Source organism: Acinetobacter sp. YH12040 (assembly GCF_013420005.1).
GTDB classification, from domain to species: Bacteria; Pseudomonadota; Gammaproteobacteria; order Pseudomonadales; family Moraxellaceae; genus Acinetobacter; species Acinetobacter amyesii.
The window spans coordinates 260,348-286,542 of the sequence record NZ_VOZB01000001.1 but is presented as its reverse complement, the minus strand read 5'-3'; the positions used below and the strand labels follow the sequence as shown (position 1 = coordinate 286,542).

General features: G+C 38.4%; 26 protein-coding genes and 4 tRNA genes. 11 read left to right on the top strand and 19 right to left on the bottom strand.

The window, feature by feature from the left end:
* Window positions 1-907 precede the first annotated feature (907 nt).
* On the bottom strand, window positions 908-1,603 hold the full coding sequence (locus tag FTT99_RS01340; RefSeq protein WP_180129357.1) for a pirin-like bicupin family protein: 696 nt from the start codon (window positions 1,601-1,603) through the stop codon (window positions 908-910).
* Window positions 1,604-1,794: 191 nt separating this feature from the next.
* Window positions 1,795-3,015 carry a L,D-transpeptidase gene (locus tag FTT99_RS01335; RefSeq protein ID WP_180129359.1) on the bottom strand — a complete coding sequence of 407 codons (1,221 nt, stop codon included), beginning with the start codon at window positions 3,013-3,015 and terminating at the stop codon, window positions 1,795-1,797.
* Between the two features lie 205 nt (window positions 3,016-3,220).
* Between FTT99_RS01335 and hemE the strand changes: the two genes are divergently transcribed.
* The 5 genes from hemE (at window position 3,221) to FTT99_RS01310 (ending at window position 9,227) form a co-directional block, all read left to right on the top strand.
* Window positions 3,221-4,291 carry a uroporphyrinogen decarboxylase gene (gene hemE, locus FTT99_RS01330; protein ID WP_078191978.1) on the top strand — a complete coding sequence of 357 codons (1,071 nt, stop codon included), beginning with the start codon at window positions 3,221-3,223 and terminating at the stop codon, window positions 4,289-4,291.
* A 40-nt stretch (window positions 4,292-4,331) separates the two neighbouring features.
* The gene (locus FTT99_RS01325) at window positions 4,332-5,123 is read left to right on the top strand and encodes a DUF817 family protein (RefSeq protein ID WP_249748420.1); all 792 of its coding nucleotides are present in this window, start codon (window positions 4,332-4,334) and stop codon (window positions 5,121-5,123) included.
* A gap of 150 nt (window positions 5,124-5,273) precedes the next feature.
* A complete protein-coding gene (locus tag FTT99_RS01320; protein ID WP_078190276.1) occupies window positions 5,274-5,744 on the top strand; it encodes a DUF3015 family protein in 471 nt (156 codons plus the stop codon).
* Between the two features lie 79 nt (window positions 5,745-5,823).
* Window positions 5,824-7,728, top strand: a complete 1,905-nt coding sequence (locus FTT99_RS01315) for a DUF4105 domain-containing protein (RefSeq protein ID WP_180129362.1) — start codon at window positions 5,824-5,826, stop codon at window positions 7,726-7,728.
* 107 nt (window positions 7,729-7,835) lie between these two features.
* The gene (locus FTT99_RS01310) at window positions 7,836-9,227 is read left to right on the top strand and encodes a diguanylate cyclase (RefSeq protein ID WP_180023377.1); all 1,392 of its coding nucleotides are present in this window, start codon (window positions 7,836-7,838) and stop codon (window positions 9,225-9,227) included.
* A gap of 8 nt (window positions 9,228-9,235) precedes the next feature.
* Here the strand turns inward: FTT99_RS01310 and FTT99_RS01305 are convergent, their stop codons facing one another.
* From FTT99_RS01305 to FTT99_RS01265, 10 genes are all read right to left on the bottom strand, one after another.
* On the bottom strand, window positions 9,236-9,787 hold the full coding sequence (locus tag FTT99_RS01305; protein ID WP_180023378.1) for a DUF4385 domain-containing protein: 552 nt from the start codon (window positions 9,785-9,787) through the stop codon (window positions 9,236-9,238).
* A gap of 70 nt (window positions 9,788-9,857) precedes the next feature.
* Window positions 9,858-10,103 carry a hypothetical protein gene (locus FTT99_RS16410; RefSeq protein WP_257229238.1) on the bottom strand — a complete coding sequence of 82 codons (246 nt, stop codon included), beginning with the start codon at window positions 10,101-10,103 and terminating at the stop codon, window positions 9,858-9,860.
* Window positions 10,100-10,306, bottom strand: coding sequence for a hypothetical protein (locus FTT99_RS16405; protein WP_257229239.1), 207 nt, complete (start codon window positions 10,304-10,306; stop codon window positions 10,100-10,102). Before FTT99_RS16405 ends, FTT99_RS16410 begins: the two co-directional genes overlap by 4 nt.
* A gap of 249 nt (window positions 10,307-10,555) precedes the next feature.
* Window positions 10,556-10,912, bottom strand: a complete 357-nt coding sequence (locus FTT99_RS01295) for a cupin domain-containing protein (RefSeq protein ID WP_180115029.1) — start codon at window positions 10,910-10,912, stop codon at window positions 10,556-10,558.
* A 120-nt stretch (window positions 10,913-11,032) separates the two neighbouring features.
* On the bottom strand, window positions 11,033-11,581 hold the full coding sequence (folE, locus tag FTT99_RS01290; RefSeq protein ID WP_171262632.1) for a GTP cyclohydrolase I FolE: 549 nt from the start codon (window positions 11,579-11,581) through the stop codon (window positions 11,033-11,035).
* A gap of 95 nt (window positions 11,582-11,676) precedes the next feature.
* Complete coding sequence (locus FTT99_RS01285) at window positions 11,677-12,366, bottom strand: Smr/MutS family protein (protein WP_180129363.1); 690 nt, start codon at window positions 12,364-12,366, stop codon at window positions 11,677-11,679.
* A 122-nt stretch (window positions 12,367-12,488) separates the two neighbouring features.
* Window positions 12,489-13,460, bottom strand: coding sequence for a hypothetical protein (locus tag FTT99_RS01280; protein WP_180129366.1), 972 nt, complete (start codon window positions 13,458-13,460; stop codon window positions 12,489-12,491).
* A 106-nt stretch (window positions 13,461-13,566) separates the two neighbouring features.
* The gene (gene trpC, locus FTT99_RS01275) at window positions 13,567-14,373 is read right to left on the bottom strand and encodes an indole-3-glycerol phosphate synthase TrpC (RefSeq protein ID WP_180129367.1); all 807 of its coding nucleotides are present in this window, start codon (window positions 14,371-14,373) and stop codon (window positions 13,567-13,569) included.
* Window positions 14,374-14,389: 16 nt separating this feature from the next.
* Window positions 14,390-15,436, bottom strand: a complete 1,047-nt coding sequence (gene trpD / locus FTT99_RS01270) for an anthranilate phosphoribosyltransferase (protein ID WP_180129369.1) — start codon at window positions 15,434-15,436, stop codon at window positions 14,390-14,392.
* Window positions 15,437-15,454: 18 nt separating this feature from the next.
* On the bottom strand, window positions 15,455-16,039 hold the full coding sequence (locus FTT99_RS01265) for an aminodeoxychorismate/anthranilate synthase component II (RefSeq protein WP_218945341.1): 585 nt from the start codon (window positions 16,037-16,039) through the stop codon (window positions 15,455-15,457).
* Between the two features lie 878 nt (window positions 16,040-16,917).
* Between FTT99_RS01265 and glnA the strand changes: the two genes are divergently transcribed.
* Together glnA and FTT99_RS01255 are read left to right on the top strand one after the other, a co-directional pair.
* Window positions 16,918-18,333: a type I glutamate--ammonia ligase gene (gene glnA, locus FTT99_RS01260; RefSeq protein WP_171263711.1), complete on the top strand. Its 1,416-nt coding sequence runs from the start codon at window positions 16,918-16,920 to the stop codon at window positions 18,331-18,333.
* Window positions 18,334-18,429: 96 nt separating this feature from the next.
* On the top strand, window positions 18,430-18,708 hold the full coding sequence (locus FTT99_RS01255) for a hypothetical protein (protein WP_111884533.1): 279 nt from the start codon (window positions 18,430-18,432) through the stop codon (window positions 18,706-18,708).
* Window positions 18,709-18,792: 84 nt separating this feature from the next.
* On the opposite strand, the gene FTT99_RS01250 is transcribed toward FTT99_RS01255, so the two are convergent.
* On the bottom strand, window positions 18,793-19,707 hold the full coding sequence (locus FTT99_RS01250; RefSeq protein WP_180129371.1) for a polysaccharide deacetylase family protein: 915 nt from the start codon (window positions 19,705-19,707) through the stop codon (window positions 18,793-18,795).
* A 202-nt stretch (window positions 19,708-19,909) separates the two neighbouring features.
* Between FTT99_RS01250 and FTT99_RS01245 the strand changes: the two genes are divergently transcribed.
* The 4 genes from FTT99_RS01245 to FTT99_RS01230 all read left to right on the top strand — a co-directional run bounded on the left by FTT99_RS01245 (window position 19,910) and on the right by FTT99_RS01230 (window position 23,325).
* The gene (locus tag FTT99_RS01245; protein WP_180022631.1) at window positions 19,910-20,395 is read left to right on the top strand and encodes a chorismate lyase; all 486 of its coding nucleotides are present in this window, start codon (window positions 19,910-19,912) and stop codon (window positions 20,393-20,395) included.
* Between the two features lie 22 nt (window positions 20,396-20,417).
* Window positions 20,418-21,299, top strand: a complete 882-nt coding sequence (gene ubiA, locus FTT99_RS01240) for a 4-hydroxybenzoate octaprenyltransferase (RefSeq protein WP_180108293.1) — start codon at window positions 20,418-20,420, stop codon at window positions 21,297-21,299.
* A gap of 122 nt (window positions 21,300-21,421) precedes the next feature.
* Window positions 21,422-22,882, top strand: coding sequence for a S9 family peptidase (locus FTT99_RS01235; RefSeq protein WP_180129373.1), 1,461 nt, complete (start codon window positions 21,422-21,424; stop codon window positions 22,880-22,882).
* Between the two features lie 182 nt (window positions 22,883-23,064).
* On the top strand, window positions 23,065-23,325 hold the full coding sequence (locus FTT99_RS01230) for a hypothetical protein (protein WP_168379169.1): 261 nt from the start codon (window positions 23,065-23,067) through the stop codon (window positions 23,323-23,325).
* 75 nt (window positions 23,326-23,400) lie between these two features.
* Here the strand turns inward: FTT99_RS01230 and FTT99_RS01225 are convergent, their stop codons facing one another.
* From FTT99_RS01225 to FTT99_RS01200, 6 genes are all read right to left on the bottom strand, one after another.
* A complete protein-coding gene (locus FTT99_RS01225; protein WP_218954477.1) occupies window positions 23,401-23,883 on the bottom strand; it encodes a DUF2726 domain-containing protein in 483 nt (160 codons plus the stop codon).
* Between the two features lie 22 nt (window positions 23,884-23,905).
* Window positions 23,906-23,981: transfer RNA gene (locus FTT99_RS01220), tRNA-Asn, on the bottom strand.
* A 253-nt stretch (window positions 23,982-24,234) separates the two neighbouring features.
* Window positions 24,235-24,310 (bottom strand) — tRNA-Asn (locus tag FTT99_RS01215).
* Window positions 24,311-24,527: 217 nt separating this feature from the next.
* Window positions 24,528-24,603: transfer RNA gene (locus FTT99_RS01210), tRNA-Asn, on the bottom strand.
* Between the two features lie 5 nt (window positions 24,604-24,608).
* A tRNA-Asn gene (locus FTT99_RS01205) sits at window positions 24,609-24,684 on the bottom strand.
* Between the two features lie 810 nt (window positions 24,685-25,494).
* Window positions 25,495-26,121, bottom strand: a complete 627-nt coding sequence (locus FTT99_RS01200) for a superoxide dismutase (protein ID WP_078192384.1) — start codon at window positions 26,119-26,121, stop codon at window positions 25,495-25,497.
* Window positions 26,122-26,195 lie beyond the last annotated feature (74 nt).

The window sequence follows — 26,195 nt, the reverse complement described above, 5'->3', positions numbered from 1 at the left end:
GGCTTTGATCGAGGTTTTTTATTGGAACACTTAAGATGCATTCAGATGTATTTAATCTTCATATTTTATGTCTTTGTTTTAAATTAAATCAGGGCTATGGCGTATTAAATTTAAGATTTACTAAAAATAAAAAAAATCGTTTATGAATTAACTGAGCATCTGTTCATTTAACTCTCAGTTTATCTTAGTTAAACCATGTCCTAAGCAGATCAAAATTTAGAAAATTGTCAAAATCTCCTCGATAATGGCTTGCTGCTATTGCAGAGCATGGCTATAGCAAAAACTTTATTCAGGCTTTGGTACGCAAGGTCAGATGATTTAATGGCATTTTGTGTTACTAATTTTTATAAGGTAAACGGGTAATTTCGCCTTTTACAAGTAAATTCAAATCTTCAAACATTTCCATACTTATATTTTAATTTAACTTTTATAGATTTGGATCACTCTCTCGTGAGGGAGGTAATTTGCTTTATTCTTTAAAATACATATTTGGGGCTAAAGATAAGCATATTGCGACAATTAGAGTCTTGTCATGTTTTCTGCATTTTTCGACGATATCCTTCAGTATTATGCAGATATGAACTTATATTTTTGCAAAATTGTCTTTGGTTTAGACTTATGGGGGAATGGGGTACTTGATCTTAGGTCTTTGACATTGGATTTGCTGCCATATATTGGCTTATGAATATAAAAAGCATGCTCAAAAAGGTGAAAACATAACTTGGCAGCTCAGTTTCTTCGCTTTACTGGCACTACAAATGTCACCATGCACATTTCCAATAAAACATATAGCCATGCTTGCTGCTGGATTTATTATTCCGTCTTTAGTATTGATATGGTTATATAAACGCAGTGAACGCCTTAGCCAAGCTGCATAAAAAAAACCCTCACATTTGAGGGCTTTTAATTATTTAACTTCGGGTAAATCAAACCAAATCACTTGAGCATCTTCAAGCGCTTCAATTTGGCTATCTTCTAAGAACGCAATTGCACCACCAGCTTCAACTTTATGTTCAGCAATTTGCACTGAACCTGAAATAACATGAATATAGTTGATATGCTGCGTTGCATGGATCTCTAAAGATTGACCTTTCGTCAAAAATGCAGATTTAACTTCCGCTTGCTGACGAATATGCATAGCTGCATTGTCATTTGGACCGACAATTAAATGCCATTGGTTGGGTTGATCACGTGGATCACATTTAATTTGTTGATAGGTCGGTTCAGCATCACGTTCATTTGGAACGATCCAAATTTGTAGTAAATGCACATCTTCATCACCTTGGTTCATTTCGCTATGACGCACACCTGTACCTGCACTCATCAGCTGCCATTCACCCGCAGAAATGCCACCATGGTTGCCCATGCTGTCTTTATGGGTAATTGTACCTTTTAACACACAGGTCAAAATTTCCATGTTGTCATGTGGGTGTTGACCAAAACCTTCATGTGCTGCAATTAAGTCATCATTAATTACACGAAGCGCACTAACGCCCATGTATTTCGGGTTATACCAGTTACCAAAAGAAAAGCTGTGTTTAGACTCAAGCCAGCCCATTTTTACGTGACCACGGTTTTCACTTGGATGTAAAAAAGCATTCATGGCATTCATCCTTATCTTAATTATTGAACATATGCCTATTTTAGGATTGAACTAAATAGGGATATATAGTTTTTTAGCGACAATTCATCCTATTTTTGCAACGCTCAGCCAAGATTGAGTCTTTTGTTATGCATAAAGGCGCAACTATAAAAAAAGCCTGCACGAAGCAGGCTTTTTAAATATGACTAAAATTATTCTAAAAATTTAACAGTCACACCAGATTTCACTTTCTTACCTAAGTCATTTGCATCCCAGTTGGTCAAACGAATACAACCGTGTGACGCAGTTTTAGAGATAGCAGATGGGTTCGGAGTACCGTGTATACCAAATGATTTTTTGCTCAAACCAATCCAGATATTACCAACAGGACCATTTGGACCAGGTGGTAAAGACAATGGTTTTCTGTTGTTGCCTTGAACAAAGTTAGAAGGTGAGTAGCTGTACCAAGGGTTTGGTGCAACACCTGTTACTTTATATGTACCTGTAGGCGATGGTGTATCTGAACTACCAATCGTTGCCGGGAATGAACCGATCATTTGGTTGCGGCTATTAAACAAGTAAAGTTGTTTCGCGCCTTTATGTGCAACGATCAGGTGAATATCTTCAGGAACTTCGTTACGAATATTCGCAACTAAGATTTTTTCACCAGCTTTTTTAAATGTCGCTTTTGGATTCAACTTTTTCAAAAAGTCTTCGTCCATGTGGAATTTTTCACCCAACATTTCAGTCACACGTGTGTAGTACAAGCCTTTCATTTTTGCTTGTAATGCATAGTCGTGTGGAATTGATGCTGCATAAGGACCTTTCAAGTCTGCATCAGTCAACGTGTATTCAATAAATGCAGGTTTAGAACCTTGTTTTGTAATCAGCGCATCCCAAGTTTCTTTGGTTAACGTTCCTGTAGGTTTCAACCCATTCATTTGTTGGAATGAAGCGATCGCCTTTAGGGTATTTTTACCACTGGTACCATCAATTGCACCCGGTGAAGCATGTGCATTATTGAGCATGACATGTGCACGTGCATAAACAGGGAACTGACCTTTACCAATGTTGTCATACCACTGTGCATTATTTAGGTCATTTAAACCCCAAGCAACTTTGGCAGCAGGCGAAGTTGATGTTGGAGTTGTAGCAGTCGCTGTAGCAGGTGCAGCACCGATATCGGCTTTGACATCTTCTGATTGTTGCAGGCTGTCTAAAGTTTGCGATGCTTGGTTCAGATCTTCTTGTTCTTGAGCGCTAATCTGGCTAGTTGCAGATGAAGCTTCAGTCGCTAACGGATCAATGGGATCCTGAACTGCAACATTAGTCACTTTTTTTGGCGTTAATGGTTGTTCAGCAGTAGATGCGGCAATAGCTGTACCAGCAAATATGCAACTTAGGCTCAGTGCGAGCATGGTGCGAACGAACATGTAATTCAACCTTAAGAATTATTCATTTACTGTGTATTAAAAACTGGCTAAGTATTACAGAAAAAAAGTGGAGATGCAGTAGTTGTTTTGTGTAAATATCATTTTTGGCACTCAACATGATCGGTTTTTAAATGCTTGAGAAGTTATTATATTTACAACCTTTTTGATATGATGATGCGAATATCGAATTAAGTTGGGAAAGTGAATGACGACCTTAAAAAATGATCGTTTCTTGCGCGCCTTATTACGTGAACCGGTAGATGCAACTCCGGTTTGGATGATGCGTCAGGCTGGCCGTTATTTACCAGAGTATCGTGAAACACGTGCCAAAGCAGGTGATTTCCTATCCCTTTGTAAAAATACAGAATTTGCTTGTGAAGTTACTTTACAACCTTTGCGTCGTTATGATTTAGACGCAGCCATTTTGTTTTCAGACATTTTGACAGTACCTGATGCGTTGGGTTTGGGACTGTATTTTGAGGCAGGTGAAGGTCCGAAGTTTCATAAAACTGTACGTACCGAACAAGATGTACTGAATTTACCTAAGTTTAATGCCAAATCTGACCTAGATTATGTCATGAATGCAGTGACTACGATTCGTTCAGCATTGGGCGGACAAGTCCCATTGATTGGTTTCTCAGGCAGTCCTTGGACACTGGCAACCTATATGGTGGAAGGCGGTTCAAGCAAAGATTTCCGTTTTACGAAACAAATGATGTATGCACAACCTGAAGTGTTGCATGCCTTATTAGACCGTTTGGCTGTGGCGGTGACTGAATATCTTAATGCGCAGATTGATGCAGGTGCGCAAGCCGTACAAATCTTTGATAGTTGGGGTGGGGCATTAGCACACCGTGAATACATTGAATTTTCACTGAACTACATGCAAAAAATCGTGGCAGGTTTACAGCGTGAAAAAGATGGACGCAAAGTCCCTGTGATTTTGTTTACCAAAGGTGGTGGTCAATGGTTAGAGCCAATGATTGCAACGGGTGCAGATGCTTTTGGTTTAGATTGGACTACGCCATTAAATGTAGCACGTCAAACAGTCGCAGGCCGTGCAGCTTTGCAAGGTAACTTAGACCCAGCAACATTATATGGTTCGCCTGAAGCAATCGCGAAAGCGACGCGTGCTATGTTAGATGACGCATATGCCAACGGTGAAAAAACCGGTTATGTGGCGAACTTAGGTCATGGTATTACTCAGTGGGTAGATCCAGCCAATCCGAAAGCCTTTATTGATACGGTACACGAATATAGCGCCAAGTATTTATAAGGCTTTAGGGAAATTGGTTTAGGATTCAACCGTGGTCAAGATAATAAAATCATGTTTTGAGTTCTCTTATAAGGCAGCTTCGGCTGCCTTATTTGGGATATTACTGCTGATCGCTTTTGCATTAACTGCAGCAATGGGAAGTCAGGAATATTTTGGCTTTTTCCGTTATGATTATTTATTGTTTTATGCACTGATTATTCAAGTGTGTTTACTCTACCTGAAACTCGAGTCTTGGGCGGAAGCCAAAGTCATAGCACTGTTTCATATCCTTGCAATGGGGATGGAAATATTTCTGACCCATCCACAAATTGCCTCATGGCAATATCCGCAGCCTGCGGTTTTTAAACTGCTGACTGTGCCATTGTTTGCAGGTTTCATGTATTCGGCGGTGGGGAGTTTCTTTGCACGTTCGCTACGTCTATATCAAGTGTCGTTCAGTAACTTACCGCGTTTTTGCAATATGCTATGCTTAGCCGTTTTGTCATATCTTAATTTTATGACCAAATTTTTTGTGCCAGATATTCGTATGCTTTTGTTTGCTTGGAGTGTGGTGATCTTTTGGAAAACCAAGCTGAGTTTTCAATTACAAAATCATGTGATTCAGTTGCCCATGTTACCAATACTGTTGATTTTGGCATTTTTGATTTGGATCGCAGAAAATATCAGTACTTTCTATCAAATTTGGTTATATCCAAGTCAGGTCGATGCATGGCATATGGTCGGTTGGGGGAAACTCGGTTCTTGGTATTTGTTGCTATTACTCAGTCTAGTTTTAGTACTCAAAATCCTTGGAAAACGTGACGAAAATGGTACTTGGTTGCTCAAAAAATAGTGAAAAAGAACGTATTATTTTTAGCCAAAAGTTTTAGATGAAAATGTTTTGCCTTATCTGAAAGATCAAGTTAATCTACAGGTGTGTAATCAAAATTACACATGTTTTAATAATTAAAAACAATGGAATAAAATTCCCTGGAGAAGTGCTATGTTAAAAAAATTAGCTTTAGTTGCAGTCGTTGCACTAGGTTCTACAGCTGCTTTTGCTGACCGTGACGTAGGTTGTGGTGTTGGTTCTCAAGTTTGGGCTGGTCAATCAGGTAAAATTCCTAAAATTTTAGCTGCGACTACCAACGGTATTTTTACTAACCAGTTACTTGGTATTACCTTTGGTACTTTAGGTTGTAGCGGTACTGGTACAGTGACTGCTCAAGCGGTAACATTTACCAATGAAAATGCTGAATCACTTGCTCGTGATATGGCAGTTGGTCAAGGTGAGAGCCTGAATGTTTTGGCTGAGCTTTTAAACATCCAATCAACAGATAAAGCACGTTTCTTTGCTGTGTCTAAAGCAAATTTTGCTGAAATCTATTCAGCTGAAAACCAGTCTTCTCTACAAGTACTTGCTTCATTACAAAGTGTAATGGCAAAAGACGAAGTACTTAAAGCATACGTTTAATCGATGCTTTCAAAACCCTGTCTCTCGGCAGGGTTTTTTATTATCTAAAATATATAAAAATGGATTTGAATATAACTGAATGAAATCAATTGCTTTATTTTGTACTTTTATGATTCCGAGCATCATATATGCTCAGCAAGTTGTAGATTCTACTCCTTCTAAAACCGTAGAGTTACAGCGATATATTGAACTTGCACAATCAAAAAAACTGTCTGAACACATCAGTTGGCAACGACTTTTATATACAGATCATAAAGGACAAAGTGAAGTTGCTTTTTCAGGTTACTTTCTAGCTGAAAATGGCCGTCAAAGTGCTCAAGCTGAATTAGAGGCAGATGTCGCTGCACTATTTCAAACCGCCGAACCTAATCAAGCCTTTCGTTGTCGTTTCCCTGCGCGTAGTCAGTGGCTGATGCAAGAGTTATCCATCCGTTCAGAGCAGTTACCTGTGGTGAGCTGCCCTGAGTTTGATGAATGGTTTGGAAAAATTAAGCCGTATAAAGCAACATTAATCTACGCCACAGACTTTATGGGTAATCCAAGTTCTATGTTTGGACATACCTTATTGCGTCTCGATCCGAAAGATCAGAAAGAGCTAAATTTGGTGTCATACGCCATTAATTATGCAGCCACAGTTGCAGGTGAAGATAACTGGTCTTATGCATGGAAAGGATTAACAGGGCAATATCCTGGTGAATATTCCTTGATGCCGTACTACCGTAAAGTGAAAGAATATGGTGATTTTGAAAGTCGTGATTTGTGGGAATATGAGCTAGCACTGACCGAGCAAGAAACCAGTTATTTGGTTAAACATATTTGGGAAATGCAAAATGTCAGTTTTCCCTATTATTTCGCCAGTGATAACTGTGCATATCGATTATTGGGCTTAATGGATTTGGTTCGCCCGACACTGAATTTAACCCAGAAATTTAAAGTAGCTTCCATTCCTGTTGAAACGATCAAAGCGATCAATGATGAACAACTGATTCAAGCAGCGGTTTATCGTCCTGCATTAGAAACGCAGCTTTTGTCACAAGCGCAGCAACATGGATATCGTTTAGCACGCGAAGCGCATAAGGTCGCTGAAATTGAACCTGATAACATGTCGACAGCACTCGCTCAGTTTAATGAAGTAGAGCAAGCGAAAATATTAGAAATGGCGTATGACCATTTGTATTTATTACTGATTGGAAGAAAGGTGAGTGCGGAAGAAACGCAGCCTAAATTACGTAAAATCTTGGCCTTACGTAGTCAATCTTCGCAACCAAAACAACGGACTGAACCTAAGCAGCCAAGTCTAGACCCAGTCAATGGACATCATGCGCGAAATTTTTCAGCTACATTAGGTGAAGTTCAAGGTGAAAAGTATATCGAACTTGGTCATCGTCAGGCTTATCATGATTTGATCGATCCGCAAGGTGGCTTTCGGATTGGTACGCAGTTGATGTTTTGGGATGGCTCGATCCAATATCGAGACGACCAACTCAAACTCAATCATTTTGATTTTTTATCGGTCAATTCTTACAACCCCATTACGCCATTTAAAACACCGCTAAGCTGGGGTTTCAATTTTGGCTGGCAGCAAGTGTCTGTAGATGCAGGTCAATTTAGCGAAACGAAACAACATGGCGTTGCTGAATTCAAAGCACAATCTGGATATAGCTGGGCCAATCAGGAACGTACACATTTGTGTTATGTGCAGTCTCAAATGCAGGTGCAGGGCGGTAAGTCTCTAGATGATGGATGGCGAGTGGGCCTTGGGCCGACACTGGGTTGCCAAAATATTTGGTCAGAAAAACTCAACAGTTTGGTTCAGGCAGATCTTCCGTATTGGGAAGATGTGCATCAGTGGAATCTAAAACTTGATGCTGAATTACAATATATCGTCAACCAACAAAATGCTTTAAGACTAGGCTACGAATATCAGCAACAAGATGATCAAGATTGGAATAAATTGAAATTGAGTTATGTATTTTTCTATTAATTTTTAAAAATAGATAAAATGTGAAATATTAAATAAATTTGTTTTTTTATGTAAGTAAAGCAAGGTATGATTGCTAGCTTTGTAATAGCTGTGGTTTGTGTCACCGAATGAATCAAGAATGTATTACAGGTCTAAGTCAGACTTGGAAAGATATTTGTGATCAATATACTGAAAATGAACATCTTGCAGCTTTGCAATTTATCCAGAAGCATGTTGAGCATTTAGTTACTGTTTTTTATGAACAAATGTCGAGAGAACCAGCGTCAGCTGAATTTTTTAAAGACGATATTATTCAAAAAAGGCTCATCGACACCTTAAGAAAATGGTTATTAGAAACATTTAATGTTGCACTAAATAATGATTTTGAAATTTCGGTTAAAAGGCAGCAAAAAGTTGGAATGGTGCATGCGCGTGTCGGCATTCCGTCATGGTTGATTATGCGTGGTGTACGTGAAATAGAACGTAAAATATTTGAAATTTTAGAGCTAAACCATACGCAAAATATTCTCCATATGTGCAGTTATATTGTACAAATTATCGGATTTAGCACAGAAATTATGTGCAGATCTTATGAGATCAATACGGAAAAAAAACAAGAAACCAAGCATAATTATCGCTTATTTTCAGCGATGCAAGATGTGGCAGTGCATAAAGATAAACAACGTGGTTCATTGCTCAATTGGGAAAATGAATTGATGTTTAAAATCTTTTCGGGAAATGTCAGTTTTTATCATTCCTTACTTTCAAAATCAGAATTTGGATTGTGGTTTATTCATAAAGCGGCATATGCTTTTTCGGGTTCAGATCAGGTTCAATTAATTATTGATCGAATTTATCAAGTAGATGAGCTAACGCAGCAAACCACACAAATAACGGATAAAGATCAACTGCAACATTTGATTCAACAGATTCGAGACTTAAATCGTGAAATTCAGCATTTAGTCGATCAATTATTTCAGGTGGCTGAATATATTGAGTCAGGCAATGATTCTTTGACGCAACTCCTAAACCGTCGTTATCTTAGTACTATTATTTCACGTGAAATTACTTTTGCACGTCAAAATGAAACGCCTTTGTCTTTGCTAGCCTTTGACGCGGATTACTTTAAAATGATCAATGATAAGTTTGGTCATGCGGCAGGTGATCTTGCACTGAAATTTATTGCCGAAGCTTTACAGCGTTACAGCCAAGGTAGCGATTATGCATTCCGTATTGGTGGCGAAGAGTTCTTGTTACTCTTGGTGGACACCAATGTAAACCGTGCGATGAAAGTTGCAGAAAATATTCGCCAATATATTGAAAACGGAGTGATCCGAACAGTACAAGGTCAGCAATTTAGTTTAACCGTTAGCGTTGGTTGTGTGCAGTATAATGGTCATCCTGACTATCAACGTTTACTAGATGCTGCCGATATAGCACTCTATGCTGCCAAGAATACTGGTCGTAACCGTATTTACGTTGCTAAAACTGATCAGCAAACAAGATCATCTTCATCCTAAATGGATATTCACTTAATTTTGCTTTGTAAAAAATCTAAAAATTTTGCTTTTTGCTCTACATACTTGGGATGAACTTTAGCTTCATCCCATTTTTGTTTAAATACTCGTGCAGCAGCTGCTTTGACGGGATCCTCTTTTTGTCTTGGAAGCTCTTCGCGTCCATGTGCACCACTTAATCCTTTTTTATCATTAGGGACTGGACCCTCATATTTTTTACCACCTTTATGGTTGGCATAGCGACGTGCACGTGTAAAACCCATCTGCAAAAATTTACGTGCCATATCTGCACCGACAAAATCTTCAGCGTCTAAATACTCTTCAAAAAGTTGCCAAATTTTGGTGCTGCTTTCGATGGCTTTTTCTTCATTAGCAAATCGCCAATAAGGCAAAATTTCAGATTTATAAGGCTCTACGAGTAATACACCTTGTTCACCACGTCCAATTCTATAAAGTTCAGGGTGTTCGCGAAAATTTATCTTTTTAAAATCTAAACTGTAATCAAAACTATTGGAATGAACGCGTGATACACGCTTAGGTGTGGGGATGGATTTATTATTCATATTCACTCCATTACAACCTTACTCTATTTCAAGCTTAAGCTAAAAAAGTAGCCCCAGTTGGGGCTACTTTTTATTTTGTCTTTTTGCTGGTGGATTTGGCTTTGGTCGTCTTGGTTCTTTCTCCCTTAGACTTGCTTGCCTTAGCATCCGTTTTCTTTGCTGTTGAAGATTTTTTTGTTGCTTTCTTCTCAGCTTTTGGCTTTTCATCTTTAACTTTAGTGCTTGTTTTTGATGTGCTGGCTTTTTTAGGGGCCTCTTTTTTGTCAGCTTTAGATTTCGGCGAACTTTTAGTTGATGCAGATTTTTTAGCTTTCACTTTTTCATCTTTAGTTGCAGCTTCTTTTTAGAAGTGCTGTCCTTAGATTTTTTTTCAGCAGTTTTCTTTGTTGCTTTGTTTGAATCTTTACTCGATGCTTTAGCTGATTTTTTTACTTTATCCTCATTCTTTTTTGCAGTTTTTGCCGTAGTTTTCGCTGTCTTTTTCTCATCTTTTTCAGTTGTCTTTTTTGCGGCTACCATAGTGATCACCCTTAGTTAGTAAAAAAAAGAAAATAGCAATGAATCTAAAGGATTCATCTTGTTTTCAATGTACGGACTAATCTTGAATATGGGGGGTGAAATCATGTTATGAAATGTTTAATTTATGAACAGAAATACATTAAGTAATTGATATCAATTTTATGCTGTAGTTTTGAGTTACAAGTCTTACAGCACGGTTACAAACAATATTTTTAAAAGATATTTTTTCAAAATAAATATTTTGGGCAATTAAACTTCTACAACCACATAGTATTTTTTGACGGCTTCGACAACTTCAAACTTGCCCTGAAACGATGGGGGAATAATGCCCGCATGGCCAGCAGAAACTTCGATATATCCGCCTTGTTGATCATGAATACGTACTAAACCTTCAAGGATTGTAAAAAACTCTTGTTTGTTCGGTGCAAACACAATATTCCATGCACCAACTTCACATTGCCAGATCCCGCAGTCCATATTGGGGTGTACATACAGGCTTGCAGTTTCACGTTTAGGATTGCCCTGAACCAAACGGTCTGGGCGAGGGAAGTCTATGCTGTGTTTGGCTTGCGCTAAACCCTGACCGGCAATATATACATCTGACATGATTCATCCTGAAAATAGTGCTTTGCTATCAAAGCAAACGATTTGCGACATTAAAACATAAATAAAAAAAGCCTCAAGAGCTCGAGGCTTTTTTTATGAGTGCTAACGCTGAATGTTCTATTAATAGCTTTCTGGAACTGCACTTAAAAATTCACGACGTTCTTCTTTATTGGTTTTAAAGTCACCGACAAAAGAAACGGTACGTGTTGTAGACTCTTGTTTACCTACACCACGCATCATCATGCACATGTGAGCTGAATCAATCACCACAGCAACACCACGCGCACCAGTCACTTCAGCCACTGCTTCAGCAATCTGCTGAGTAAGGTTTTCCTGAATTTGTAAGCGACGGGCAAACATTTCTGTAATACGTGCGAATTTTGATAAACCTAAAACATTGCCTTCTGGGAGATAAGCAATATGTACACGGCCATAAAAAGGCAATAAATGGTGCTCACACAATGAATAGAATTCAATATTCTTAACTAAGACCATTTCACGGTTATCGGATGGGAAAACCGCATTGTTGGTCACTTCTTCAAGTGTCTGGCTATAACCAGAAGTAAGATATGAAAAAGCTTTAGCAGCACGCATAGGCGTATCTTTAAGACCCGGGCGATTCAGATCTTCACCAACGGCAGTTAGGATATTTGCGTAGGATTGCTGCATAGACATAAGACGTGTTCACTTACACTGAGAGATTGAACAAGGACGGCATTGTAGCAGAAAACTATTACAATGCCTTCTTTTGGAGTTAAATCCGATTATTGTTTAAACTGTGGGTTTTTTTCTGCACGTTTAAGCAGAACCAGTACAGCACCTGTGCCGCCTTGTTTTTCTGGGGCGCTCACAAATGCCAATACATCACGATGTTGACGTAACCAACTATTTACATAAGTTTTTAAAATTGCTTCTGGACCTTTGCCATGCACAATTTTAATGACGTTTTGATTGTCATCTTTCGCCATTTGAATAATTTGCAGCACGGCAGAACGGGCTTCTTCAACAGTGCAACCGTGTAAGTCGACAGCTTCAAACCAACGTAGATTACCAGCTTTCAAATCTTCAAAAACTTTATGTTGTAAGGTTGCAATGCGATAGCTTAAAGCAGCTTGACTGGCAACAGGGTTGAGCATCGCTTGCGTATCAGAAAGTAATGCATCATCTGTTTCCATAGGACCAATTGCAGCAGCACGTTTAGCCAACGTTTGCGCATCAGGTTTTTTACGACCCACTTTTTCCATTTTTGTAATATTTCCTGCATTCATTTTTTGAACACCTTGCATTTGCTTTTGGAAAAGCGCGAAGTCTTCTTCCTGCTCTTGTTCAACAGTCTTTGGCGTTGGCTCAGGCTGTTTAGCAATCGTTGAGGAATGTGGATTCGTAATTTGCTTTTTAAAAGATTTCAGTAGGTTGTACTGATCTTTTGAAAGCGAAGAATCGTGTTTGCTCATAATGAAAAAACGGGAAATATACAAAAATTTAGTGCAATTATAGCCTTAAATGGCACTGATTTGAACTGGAAAGACTTTATATAAAGAAGATCTCTTAATTCATTACAAGTCCTATTTGGGCTTCAAGTTGAATTAATTAATTTAATAACTTTTTTATTTTTATATTGTTCTGCAAGAGCTAATGCTGATTGTTCTTCATTAAATTTAGAAATACACACGATTTCGGTTGAAGCGCCTTTTTCAAGTAAATAAGAAATTATCTGATATTGATTTAGGTGGATAGCTTTACCTAATGGGGAGCATCTAGTGAAATAATATGTTTGTGGTTCAACTTCATCTACTACAAGTTCATTTATTTTTCTCAGCTTCATTTTTTTGATGAAAGAAATATCTGTGTGCTCGATAGCCGCCATAATTAAGGTGGTATCATAAAATTCATTGTTTTCACCAAAATTTAAATATTCAAGATACAAATTTTTGGCTTTTTCATAATTATCAATATCATTTTTCTGTGTCAGGTTCTTTATAGCATTTTGGAAAAAATCATTCATATCATCAAAATCATTTATTGCTGCATGGAACATGAATATATTTATTAAATATGGCTCATCAGCTAAATTCTTTTTCAATAAATGAGGGGTATCTTTATAAAAAATCTGTTCAAAATGATTTAATTTTTCCATGGAAATAGGGTGAGATTTAATATTGATTGGTTTTGATAAAGAATTTTTATGTCCTTTAGACATAGAAAAAGAGGTTGAATTTTCAATATTCTTGTTTTTAGTATTGATTGAGTAATTAATGACTATTGGTAAGCCTTGATAACTAATGATTTCAATTTGATTATTATTGAAATAATAATTTTTGCCCTTTAGCACGTTAGTATTTATATTTGGAAAAATTTGATTTAGGTCAATCTGCGCAGCAATGATGCCTTCGGGCATAGTGGAAATATTAAAGTAGAGGATATGATTTTGGTCAATATGATACGGTGAGCCAGTATAAAGAGTTATATTTTTTGCCCAACTTATCTGGTGTAGTGAAACCAAGATTAATGAAATGAATAGAAGAGTAGAAGAAATAATCGACTTCATTATTTTTAATTCTCAATTGAATAAAAATTATAAAAAAGATGTGTAATTTTTTTAATATGGATGCAAAGTAGAAAAAGGGTGAGCGAACTCACCCTACATATTTCATTTATATTTTATCAGGCACACCAAACAGCTCCTTAAACGCCTGATCAGGGCGTGGCTGCTTCATAAAACTTTCACCGACCAAGAATGCATGAATATCATGTTCTTGCATCATCGCGACATCAGCAGGTGTTGCAATACCGCTTTCTGTCACCAGCAGGCGAGAAGGTTCAAGTAACTTCTTCAAACGTAATGATGTATTGAGGTCAACATCAAAAGTTTTTAGATTGCGGTTATTGACGCCAAGTAGGCAGTTGTCAGAAAGACGCATTGCACGCTCAAGTTCTTCTTCGTCATGTACTTCAACCAATACGTCGAGATTGTGCTCAAAAGCAGTTTTCGACATTTCTTCGAGTTGTTGATCAGACAAACAAGCCACGATTAATAAAATACAGTCCGCATGTAAAGCGCGTGCTTCAATTACACCATAAGGGTCAATTAAAAAATCTTTACGAAGCGCAGGTAAGTCACAGTTCGTACGTGCAATCTGAATGTTTTCATCGGCACCTTGGAAAAAATCTACATCGGTGAGAACAGACAAACATGCCGCACCAGCATCTTGATACTGCTGCGCAATTTCAGCAGGGTTAAAGTTTTCACGAATGATGCCTTTCGATGGTGATGCCTTTTTAATTTCAGCAATCACCCCCGGACGTTTAGAGCCGAGGTTTTGTGCAAAACCTCGAACAGGTGTAGCTGCTTGAGCTAGCTCTTCGACATCTTTATAGCTACGTTGTTTAAGACGGGCTGCAAATTCTTCTTTTTTACGTTCAACAATTTTACCCAAAATTGTATTGGCGATATCTACCATGATCTGTGTCCTAATCTTAAGCTTCGTATTCTTTTAAAGTTTTAGTAAATTCAGACAAAATGCCCATTTTTTCTAAGGCTTGACCGCCATAGATAATGTCATGTGCTAATGCAACACCTTGTTTATAGCTTTTGGTTAAGCCTGAAACATAAATGCCTGCGCCTGCATTTAGGGCAATCATATTCGCGGCTTTATCACCGAGTGCAGATTTGTTTTTACCTAAAGCATCTTTAATTAATTTTAGACTTTCCGCAGCACTATCTACAGATAGACCTGTTAAGGTTTGCGATTCGATATCTACAGTTTCCGGTTGAATTTCCCATTCAGTGACTTCGCCATCTTTGAGTTCTGCAACATAAGTACTTGATGCAAGGCTAATTTCATCTAAACCATCTTTAGAATGCACCACCAAGACATGTTCTGCACCAAGCTGTTTTAAAACTTCAGCCATAGGACGACATAATTCTGTAGAGAAAACACCAATCACAAAACGTTTTACGCCGGCCGGATTCGTAAGCGGGCCAAGTAGGTTGAAAATACTACGGAAGCCCAATTCTTTACGTGGACCAGCAGCATATTTCATGGCTTTATGATGATTAGGTGCAAAGAGGAAACCCACGCCCATTTCACGAATACAGCGTTCAGTTTGCTGCATGTTAAGGTCAAGGTTAATTCCTGCTTGTTCTAAAAGATCAGAAGAGCCTGATTTTGATGAAACACCACGACCACCATGTTTAGCAATGGTTGCACCTGCTGCTGCAATAACAAAACTAGACGCAGTAGAGACGTTAAATAAGTTTTGACCATCACCACCTGTACCAACGATATCCACCAAATGTGGTAGATCACTGACATCGATTTTGATCGCAAACTCACGCATTACACGTGCTGCGGCAGTGATTTCATCAATACTTTCACCTTTTTGGCGTAAGCCCATCATCAGTGCGCCAATTTGAGCATCGGTTGCTTCACCTTGCATGATGGTGCGCATCACTTCTTCCATTTGAGGTTGAGTGAGTTCAATATTTTTCGTGATGTTATTTAAAGCTTGTTGAATATTCATAATATTTTTTGCACTCGATTATGCGTAAATTTCTAAGAAGTTTTTAAAGATTTGATGGCCATGTTCACTAAGAATCGATTCAGGGTGAAACTGCACGCCTTCGACAGGCAATGTCTTATGTTTGACTCCCATGATTTCTTCCATCGTGCCATCTTCTTCATTGGTCCAGCAGGTCACTTCTAAACATTCTGGCAAAGTCGCTTGATCAATCACCAAAGAGTGATAGCGAGTAGCGGCAAAAGGAGAAGGGAGGTTGCTGAAAATGCCTTGATCGCTGTGATACATGTCAGATAAACGTCCGTGCATCACTTTTTTAGCGCGAATAATATCGCCGCCAAAAGCTTGTCCTATGGCTTGGTGGCCTAAACACACACCCAGTAAAGGAATTTTTCCCGCAAAGTGTTGAATCGCAGGAATTGAAATACCTGCTTCACTTGGCGAACAAGGGCCAGGACCAATGACTAAATACTTCGGTTGCCATCGCTCGATATCTTCCAATGTCACGGCATCGTTACGTACAACTTTTACTTCCTGATTTAACTCGCCAAAATATTGGACGATGTTGTAGGTAAAAGAGTCATAATTGTCGATCATCAAAAGCATGAGCGTATTAACCTTTGAAATTTATGCACTTAAATGTGCTTTGAATAGTCCGAAATGATTCTAAATAGTTGTATATTGACCCAAATATCGTGTGGATATTTTAAATAGAAAAATAGTGAAATATTTAGAATGCAGCCAATCATAGCAAATATTATTCAATTTCTGCTGAACAATTTCGCCAAAGTTCATCGCAACTGAAATCATTTCAATAAATTTTCGACTTATAAATTTGGGATTTAATTTGAACAAGACATTAGGCTGAATTTAAGTGGGTGAAATATGTTCAATTGATATTTTAAAAAGATCTGCTTGATGTCGTTAAAAATAGCAATTCAGGCTCTAGATGGAAAAATATGAACCGTTTTGAAGCAAAATCACCAAAATGGAGCACAATTAATGTTAAGGTAAATTGATTAAAATTAAAACAAAAAGGTTAAATTAACGTCAAAAAATGGATACTTTACGGGCTCAAAAAATCTAAATATCGATCATGAATATAGTGATTACGCTGATTTTTTTCCATCTATAACTAGCTAAGCCATTAGTTTCTATCGTATTTAAATTCGACCTTAAAGCTTTGATAAAATCTCAATGATTTTATCGTTGAAAGCGATTAATCATTTTGGTGCAAAACCAAGTTGCACTATTTTGATACACCTGCGAGAAGTTTTTAAACAAAAGTGATGAAGAGTGGCTGAATATGGTGCATTTACTGTTACACACAGTATAATAGTCGAAAAGCTAGGAGCTAAAATCTTCTATTCTGATAAGGAATTCAATATTTTAGCTTGGCTTTTAAAAGTTGGTACGGTAATTGCTTAATAACTACCAACTACTAACACGCACTTCAGTGTGCACAAAAAAATCATCGGAGCAAAATGAGCATGGCGAACAAGGTCCTTCAACTCATCCAAGAAAGTGGCGCAAAATGGGTCGATTTTCGCTTTACTGATACTAAGGGTAAAGAACAACACGTAACTTACCCAGCAGATTCAATCGACGAAGATACGTTTGAAGATGGCAAAATGTTTGATGGTTCTTCAATTGCTGGTTGGAAAGGCATTGAAGCATCTGACATGATCTTACGTCCAGATGCAGAAACTTGTTTTATCGACCCGTTCTTTGCAGAAGCTACAGTTGTTGTGACTTGTGATGTTATCGAACCTTCAACTGGTCAAGGTTATGAACGTGACCCACGCTCTATTGCTCGCCGTGCGGAAGAATACCTAAAATCAACTGGTATCGGTGATACTGCTTATTTTGGTCCAGAACCAGAATTCTTCGTATTTGACGAAGTAAAATGGGACATCGATATGTCTGGCGCGCGCCACACATTAATCGCTGAAGAAGCTGCTTGGTCTACTGGTAAAGATTACGAAGCTGGTAACTCTGGTCACCGTCCACGTGTGAAAGGTGGTTACTTCCCAGTTCCTCCTGTAGATTCTTCACAAGATATGCGTGCAGATATGTGTGCAAAAATCGAAGACATCATGGGCCCAGGTCGTGTAGAAGTACATCACCACGAAGTTGCATCTTGCCAGCTTGAAATCGGTGTAAGCTTCAACACTATGGTTCGCAAAGCGGACGAAGTTCAACAGTTCAAATATGCTGTTTGGAACGTTGCTCACCAATATGCTAAAACTGCTACATTTATGCCTAAACCAATGGTTGGCGATAACGGTTCTGGTATGCACGTTCACATGTCGATCTCTAAAGACGGCAAGAACTTGTTTGCTGGTGATGAATACGCTGGTCTTTCAGAAATGGCGTTGTACTTCATTGGCGGTGTGATCAAACACGCTCGTTCATTGAACGCAATCACAAACCCATCAACTAACTCGTACAAACGTTTAGTTCCACATTTCGAAGCGCCGATTATGCTTGCTTACTCAGCACGTAACCGTTCAGCTTCTATCCGTATTCCTTATGTTTCTAGCCCTAAAGGCAAACGTATCGAAGCACGTTTCCCAGATCCAATGATGAACCCGTACTTAGGTTTCGCTGCACTTCTTATGGCTGGTCTTGACGGTATTCAAAACAAGATCCACCCAGGTGAAGCTGCTGACAAGAACTTGTACGACCTTCCTCCTGAAGAAGAAGCTAAAATCCCTACAGTGGCTCATAGCTTAGATATGGCGCTTGAAGCTCTTGCAGCTGACCATGATTACCTTCTTAAAGGTGGCGTGTTCACTAAAGAAATGCTTGATGCCTACATCGAACTTAAAACTGAAGAAGTTCGTCGTCTTAACACGACTACTCACCCAGTTGAATTCGACATGTACTACAGCTTGTAATTCTGTACAGAATTTCACTGTAAAAAGACCCGCCTTGTGCGGGTTTTTTTATGGGATGGGTTAAGATAAAGCAAAGAGTTGAATGAATATCTAAACATGGCAAAACCACGTAAAAAACATACCGGTTTTTTCCCTTGGATTGATCCAGCGGATCAGGCAAAGGGATTTAAACTCAACTTCTCAGAAGTGACTTATTTGGAAGTGGGACGGACAGTTGAAGGTTATAAGCAGGCTCAATTTGTCGAGCTGAAAAACCCAGAGCTGGCATTGGAGTTTGAATACCCTGAAAGTTTTTATATTACGACCGAAGGGTTGGTTTTAATAAAAACGCCGCAAGGCAAGTTTGAAGCCATTGCCAAGACAGATAACTTTTAATTCAACACTAAAAAAATTGAACTTAAAAAATGACCTGAAACACAGCAGGTCATTTTTATTGAATGTCTAGCAATTCACCAACCATCATTGCAAACCATGCTGTTTTAAATTATCGATTTCATATGGCGCATCTTCGGCAGGGTAGCGTAAGTTATCGAATCCTTTGGTTTTGGCAATGGACCAAATCACACTCTCTCCCGCAGGGATGTTTTGGCTGCGCTGTGAATATAGTGGGTCTTGTAGGGCGTCTGCTGCTGAAATAAAAGTCCAGCCATGTTGCTGAAAGGCGGTAAGGAGATCTTTTAAAAATGCGGCATTAATAGCATTCACATGTAAAAGTAAAACATGCTGTGGTGAACGATTTATGGTGAGCTGGGCAAGTTGGTCATAATAATCTGCTCGGTGAAGCAGGTGAGCAATATACGCTTGTTTTAGGGGGGCTAATTTGTCCTGATCTTGCTGTTTGGCATAGTCGAGATATTTTTGGTTATAAAACCAGTCACTGGCATCTATACTGACTCCGCCAATGCGGTATTTATGCTGTGCTAGCCATAGATAGACAGCATCACGCTTTTTAGTGCTATTACCTTCTTTTAAAAAAGGATACCGGTAAATACGTGTGTAATTTGGCAGCGTTTTTAGCACTGTATCCGCCTGTTCAATGCTGTGCAGATAATCTTTTAATGTGACATTTTCTTTATTTAGATTTTGGTGCAGTGCACTATGATTGCCAATCAGATGGCCAGATTGTCCCCACGCTTGAATCAGTTGTTTACCTTGATAATCGCCAATTTTAATCAGGCTAGGGAAGACAATAGTTTTGATTTGTTGATCATGCAGATGTTTTAAAATTTGGGCATTGATTTGTTCCGCTTGTGCGTTAAACGCTGGATTTAATCCATCATCAAAACTGAGCGCAATAGATTTTGCTTGAGCCGTGATATTGGCACAAAGTAAAACGAAAAAAATAAAAACATATAGCGGCTTATATGGAAACATTATGCTTGTGTAATTTGGTGGTTATCCACGACATCATACTGGGTAAGTGAGGTTTGTGTTGATTACATATGTAATGAAGTGCTTAAGCTGTTTTAGTTTTGCTCATTTTACTGAAAACAAGCTATTGGTCATGAAAAACGATGTTGAGTTGGTTACACTAAGGATTCGCTATACTCAGCAAATGGTTAAAGGGAAATGAAATATGCAGCGTCAAGCATGCGAAATGCGGGATAAAAGAATGTCTCCTGAATTAAGAACATGGTTGTATGCTTCGGGTTCATTAACCCAACAATTAACAGATTTTGCCCAAGGTGTATTTAAAGTTGAGCCGAGTATTGAGCAATTTCAACGTATGACGCTTCAAGATGCACGGTGGCTACAAATGCCAATACAGCACACAGCTTGGGTACGTGAAAGTTATTTATATGGCTGTGAAGCTGAGCCGTGGGTCAAGGCAAAAAGTATATTTCCAATCCTCAGTATACAAGGCCGTGCGCGGATTTTTCGGCATATTGGTAAAAAACCCATCGGACATTTTTTATTTCAACGGACCAATCCGAAGTGTGAGCGGCGTGTATTGTGGCTAGACGATGGTTGGACACGTCAGAGCTGTTATACTTGGCATGGTTGTAAATTTATAGTTCAGGAAACTTTTTTAGCGAGTTTTGAGCAATATTTGCAGAAATAACATTACCAGATGAAGGACAGTCATGGCCGTGGTGCAACAGATTACTTGGCAGCAGCGTTTAGAAGCTTATTACTATTTATGTCGCTTCGATAAGCCAATTGGCACGGAACTGGTTTTTTGGCCAACCATGTGGGCACTGTGGATTGCCAATCAAGGAACACCGCAATTCAGTATTTTGATTCCCATGATTTTGGGCACGATATTTATGCGTGCAGCAGGTTGTGCGATTAATGACTTTGCTGACCGTAAAGTCGATGGTGCTGTGGAAAGAACCAAGCATCGTCCTTTAGCCACTGGAGTGATTAGTGCTAAAGAAGCCATATATGTGTTCTTGATCTTGGTGCTTGCTAGCGCATGTATGTTGTTCTTTTTACCGATAGAAACTTTTTATTGGTCCTTTGGGGCATTGTTTTTAGCGTTCATTTATCCCTTTATGAAACGCTACACGCATCTGCCACAAGTATTTTTAGGTGCGGCATTTTCATGGTCGATTCCTATGGCTTATACCGCTGTGGGGCAAACACCTGATTTGACTTGCTGGTTATTGTACTTTGGTAATTTGGCGTGGACCGTTGCGTATGACACACAATATGCCATTACTGACCGTGAATATGATTTGAAAATTGGCGTGAAATCAACTGCGATTTTATTTGGTAAATACGATATTGAAATCATTTCATTATTGCAGGTGCTTAGTATTGTATTGATTGCTATTGCGCTGTATTTAGAAGATCTCTTGATGCCATTCGGTTTGGTCGCGTTATTGGCTGTGGCTGCCGATTTTATTTACCAGTGGACTAAAACCAAAGGCCGTGATCCGCAGTTATGTTTTTGGGCGTTTCGCCATAACCGTTGGGTAGGGTTTATGATTTTTATTGGAATTTTTATGGCATTGGCTCTTTAATGTCATTGATCTGAAACTTTTTAAAATGAACTAAAGCATCCTATTCGGGTGCTTTTTTTTATGCATTAATAAAAAGGCATGTAGTTTCATGTTTAAAGAATAATGATTAAAAAGGATATTTTATGAAACGTTCAAAAATAGCATTAGCTTTGACAGTTGCAGTTTCTATGCTGTCTTTAACCGCGTGTAATGACGATGATAATGACTCATCATCTTCGAATCAAAAATCAACATTTGTGTCTGAAGCAAATTATGCTTTCAATACAGTAGACAATACATCGTCCATTAAAGTCATGACCTATAACATGACAAATGTACAGGGGAAAGCAGCGACTGCAACAGCCTTGGTGTTATTTCCAAAAGCTACACAACCTAAAGATGGGTATCGCGTTGTGGTGTGGGAGCATGGGACAGTCGGAGCAGGAGATGAGTGTGCGCCAAGTAAAAATCTAATTCATCCACGTTTTAAAATTCTAGCTAACACGCTTATGGCGGCAGGTTATGTAATTGTGGCGCCAGACTATGAAGGCTTAGGAACCAAAGGAGTTCATCCATACCTTAATTTATCAAGTGCGGCAAATTCGGCGCTTACTGCAGTTAAAGCGGCAAAAGAACATTATGGTAAGCAACTCAATGGTCAGTGGATGTCGATTGGTCAATCGCAAGGTGGTCATGCATCCTTAGGCACGGCGGAATTTGCGAATACCGATACTAACTATAAAGGTGCAGTAGCAGCCGCACCTGCGTCGAGTTTAGGCACGATTATTAAGATCTATTTAGATCCAAAACTAAATGTTGATGCAAACGGTCAACCTAAACCCCATGGATTGAATAGATTGGATGAACAGTTGGCACAAGTGCGTTATGCACTTAGTATGGGGCAGCTTTCGGAGGTTCAAGCACAAGCGTTAATTAATCAAATTGCAGATGGCTATGCTGAGCTTTTGGCATATGCTGCATTGACCAGTTCAGGTATTAAAGCCTATGAGCCAAATTATGATTTAAAAAATATTTTTACTGCTGATGCTGGTGTTATTGCAGAAAAAGCCTATGGACGTACAGGGGATGACGGTGCATGTTTAAGTTATGCTGATCCAAATGGCGCAAATGGTTTGCAAGAACAGTTTAAAGCAGCTGTGATTGAATTCTTAAAGGATCCAACGCATACGGTTTCACAGTATGGAATTGATTTGAATAAAATCGATACCGATCCTGTTGTTCAGAAATTTTTAAATGATAATCAACCAGCGACAAATGCAAGCGCTGATAAAGTGATTAAAGCGCCTGTGTATATTATTCAAGGTGCAAATGATCAGGCAGTTATTCCTGTGGTTACGCAAGCGCTATTTGCAAATATGAAAACACAAGCGAAGAAGTATTTCCCAGATGCAAATTATGCTGAAGGTTATCAATTAGACGTTGTGCCAAATGCAAGTCATACACAGGCAATTATCTGTAGAAATGCGCAAGCGGTCGAATTTATTCAAGCTAAAATGTCTGCAGGTACAGGTATTGTCTTAACCAATGAGCAAAAAGATGCAAGCCAAAGTCCACATTGTAAGGGGGTAGCTGCTTCAAGCTAAGTTTTTTCAATAATAAAAAAAGGAGCATGTCTCCTTTTTTTGCATATTGGATTATTAATCATTCAATCCGTGAAAATGAGGGGGTACAGTTAGTTCGAGCAAAGAATGTTATGAAGACTTGAGCGAATTTTGTTTTTTGCTATATTGGGCGTCGAATTATTTATGTAAATGAAAGAATCGTTATGTCTGAAGTAAAGCCAAAACCCAATACCAAAAAGATGATCATTTTGATGGCACTTGGGTTATTGATTCCTATATTTTTGGTCAGTATGGCTTTTCTTGCAGTCAATAGTGATGCCAAAAACCAAGAAAAATATAAGCAACAACAAGCTGAAATGATTGAGCGTATTAAAGCAAAAGAAGCACAAGATGAGGCTTTGGCTGCTGAGGCTGACCAAGCAGTATCAGAAGTGCTGGCAGCTCAAGAGTCAAATGCTCAATAAAATTCTGCTTACGTTATGGATGTGAATGCAATGCGCATTCACCCAATGTTTGATTGTACTTTACGTATTTAACAACTATTTATTTACATCATGCCTGAGCGTGTGAACTGTTGGAATACTGGTGTAGCGGATTACACGGTAGCCAGCTTCTTCAAGCATTGCATCACGTTCAGCATCTTCTTGCTCTTTGCCTATATGACTGGGGTCATCCAGTTCGATAATCACAAGCACATTATAAGTTTGGTCAAGTATGACAAAATCAGTGACTTTTCGATTAAATCTATTTCTGATTTTGTAATTTTGAGTGGTGATCAGTGCGCTAAAAGCCACTTGGGCTAAAATGTGGTAGTTCGGAAATGCTTCATTTAAACGATGAAACATCTTACTTTCAAAGGCAGTGATTACACGACGTGGGAAAAACTTTTGTTTGCTTCTAAACAGTCTCGGAAAGACTAAGCAGACAAGGGCAAAAGTTGCCAAGCAACCAATAATAAAAAATGTAAACTGACTGAGATTTGGCACGAAATAAACTACATATATGAAAAAAGCCCACGTCATGATGCGTGGGCTTTTTAGAATTTGGCTCTCCAACCTGGGCTCGAACCAGGGACCTGCGGATTAACAGTCCGTCGCTCTACCGACTGAGCTATTGGAGAATCTGCACGCATTCTATGGGGCAAATGCAGTGAGGTCAAGTCAGAATTGCAAAAAATAAGGAAATTTAGGCTGAATGTATTAAATATAAACACCTTTAATATAAAGCGTTTTTAAAACTTAAGCTCTGACTATTCTTTAATGTGGTCGGAGAGCTAAGTGAATAGCTTAGGTCATAGAGCAAGTTATACTTATCTTAAAACAAAAGTCAGAGCATAAAAAAGCCCACGACATAATGCGTGGGCTTTTAGAATTTGGCTCTCCAACCTGGGCTCGAACCAGGGACCTGCGGATTAACAGTCCGTCGCTCTACCGACTGAGCTATTGGAGAATCTGAAACGGATTCTAAAGATGTATGGCAGGGTGGTCAAGCCTGATTTAAATAAAATACAGAAAAATCAAATTAAGTGTTTTAAAAATAGCCGAATCAGATAATTTGGTACATATACAGATACTTTTAGGAAAGCAAAAACAAAAAAAGTAGGTATGCTTTGTTAAATATCAGGCAATAAAAAACCCACTTCGTAATGAGTGGGTTTTTTAGAATCTGGCTCTTCCACCTGGGCTCGAACCAGGGACCTGCGGATTAACAGTCCGTCGCTCTACCGACTGAGCTATGGAAGAATAGATGGCTCTCCAACCTGGGCTCGAACCAGGGACCTGCGGATTAACAGTCCGTCGCTCTACCGACTGAGCTATTGGAGAATCTGATGCGCATTTTAGGGATGAATTTTAAAGTGGTCAAGCAGATTTGATGAAATGACTATTTGAATGTTTTTTTATTGTTCAAGTCTAGAAATTTTTTCTTAAATAGCGGTTATTTTTGAAGTTTTTTATATCATCTAGGTTGCTGATTTGCTTTATCGTCAAATTTTGTAGATTTAAATTTTTAAGCGTAGTTATACGTTTCTCTTGATCTAAAGGAATTATAATTTGGAATAATAAATATATTTCTAAAATTTGATGGTTTGCGAAGGTATCTAAATGAAATTTAGAAAAAGACATAACAGGTTTAATGGTGTTTTGGAGTAGATTAAAAAGATTTTGATTGTGTTTGAATACAATCCTTAATAAATATTCATTACCGACAGGTAATAGTTTGTAGTGACTTTTTGTGTTGTTAATGGATATGCTTTCTATTTGATCATAGTTAAACTGAATTTTCATTATATAAAGTTGAATTATACAATGACTTTCGAAAAATCTAATTTGTGGCAGTCCATTTTTGATGATAAGTAAAATTAAGACGAATTCCATAATTGATAATCCAGTCAATATTAGTGCTGAATTAAAGCTATATTTAATAGATTCTTGAACATAAGAGTAACTCACATACTGGATTATAGTGATAAAGATAAACATCACTAATATTTTGGTATATTTTGCTTTTATGATTAGTAATGGCTCTTGATTCATTCTTTTGTGTAATATTGTTTGTTGTGGCAGTATGATATTTAAAGCATAAAAAATCACCCTAAAAGGGTGATTTTTTTACTTTAAAATAAGTTTTAAAACTTATTTTTCAACGCCAGCAGCTTGACCTGCATATTTAGCGTTTGCATAGTCCCAGTTCACTAGGCTTTCTAAGAAAGTAGAGATGTATTTAGGACGAGCGTTACGGAAATCGATGTAGTAAGCATGTTCCCAAACGTCGATAGTCAACACTGCAACTTTACCGTGAGCAAGTGGAGTGTCAGCATTTGAAGTTTTAAGGATAGAAAGGTTACCGTTTACTTCGTCAGCAACTAACCAAGCCCAACCTGAACCGAACTGAGTTGCAGCAGCATTTGCAAATTCTTCAGCGAATTTTTCGTAAGAACCGAAAGCTTCGTCGATTTTAGCTGCTAAAGCGCCAGTAGCTTTACCGCCACCGTTTTTAGCCATACAGTTCCAGTAGAATGTGTGGTTCCATACTTGGGCTGCATTGTTGAAGATACCAGCTTTAGAAGCATCGCCTTTAACAGCAGTGATGATTTCTTCTAAAGTTTTGCCAGCAAGGTCAGTACCTTCAATTGCTTTGTTTAGGTTAACCACATAAGTATTGTGGTGTTTGTCGTGATGGTATTCTAAAGTTTCTTTGCTGATATGAGGAGCAAGATCTTCGTAACCGTAAGGTAACGCTGGTAAAGTAATCGTTGTCATGTTTTCAATTCCTTGCATTTTGCTGGGTTTTGACATTAAGTGCCGTTATTGTAATAGATTCTTGCAGTAAAATG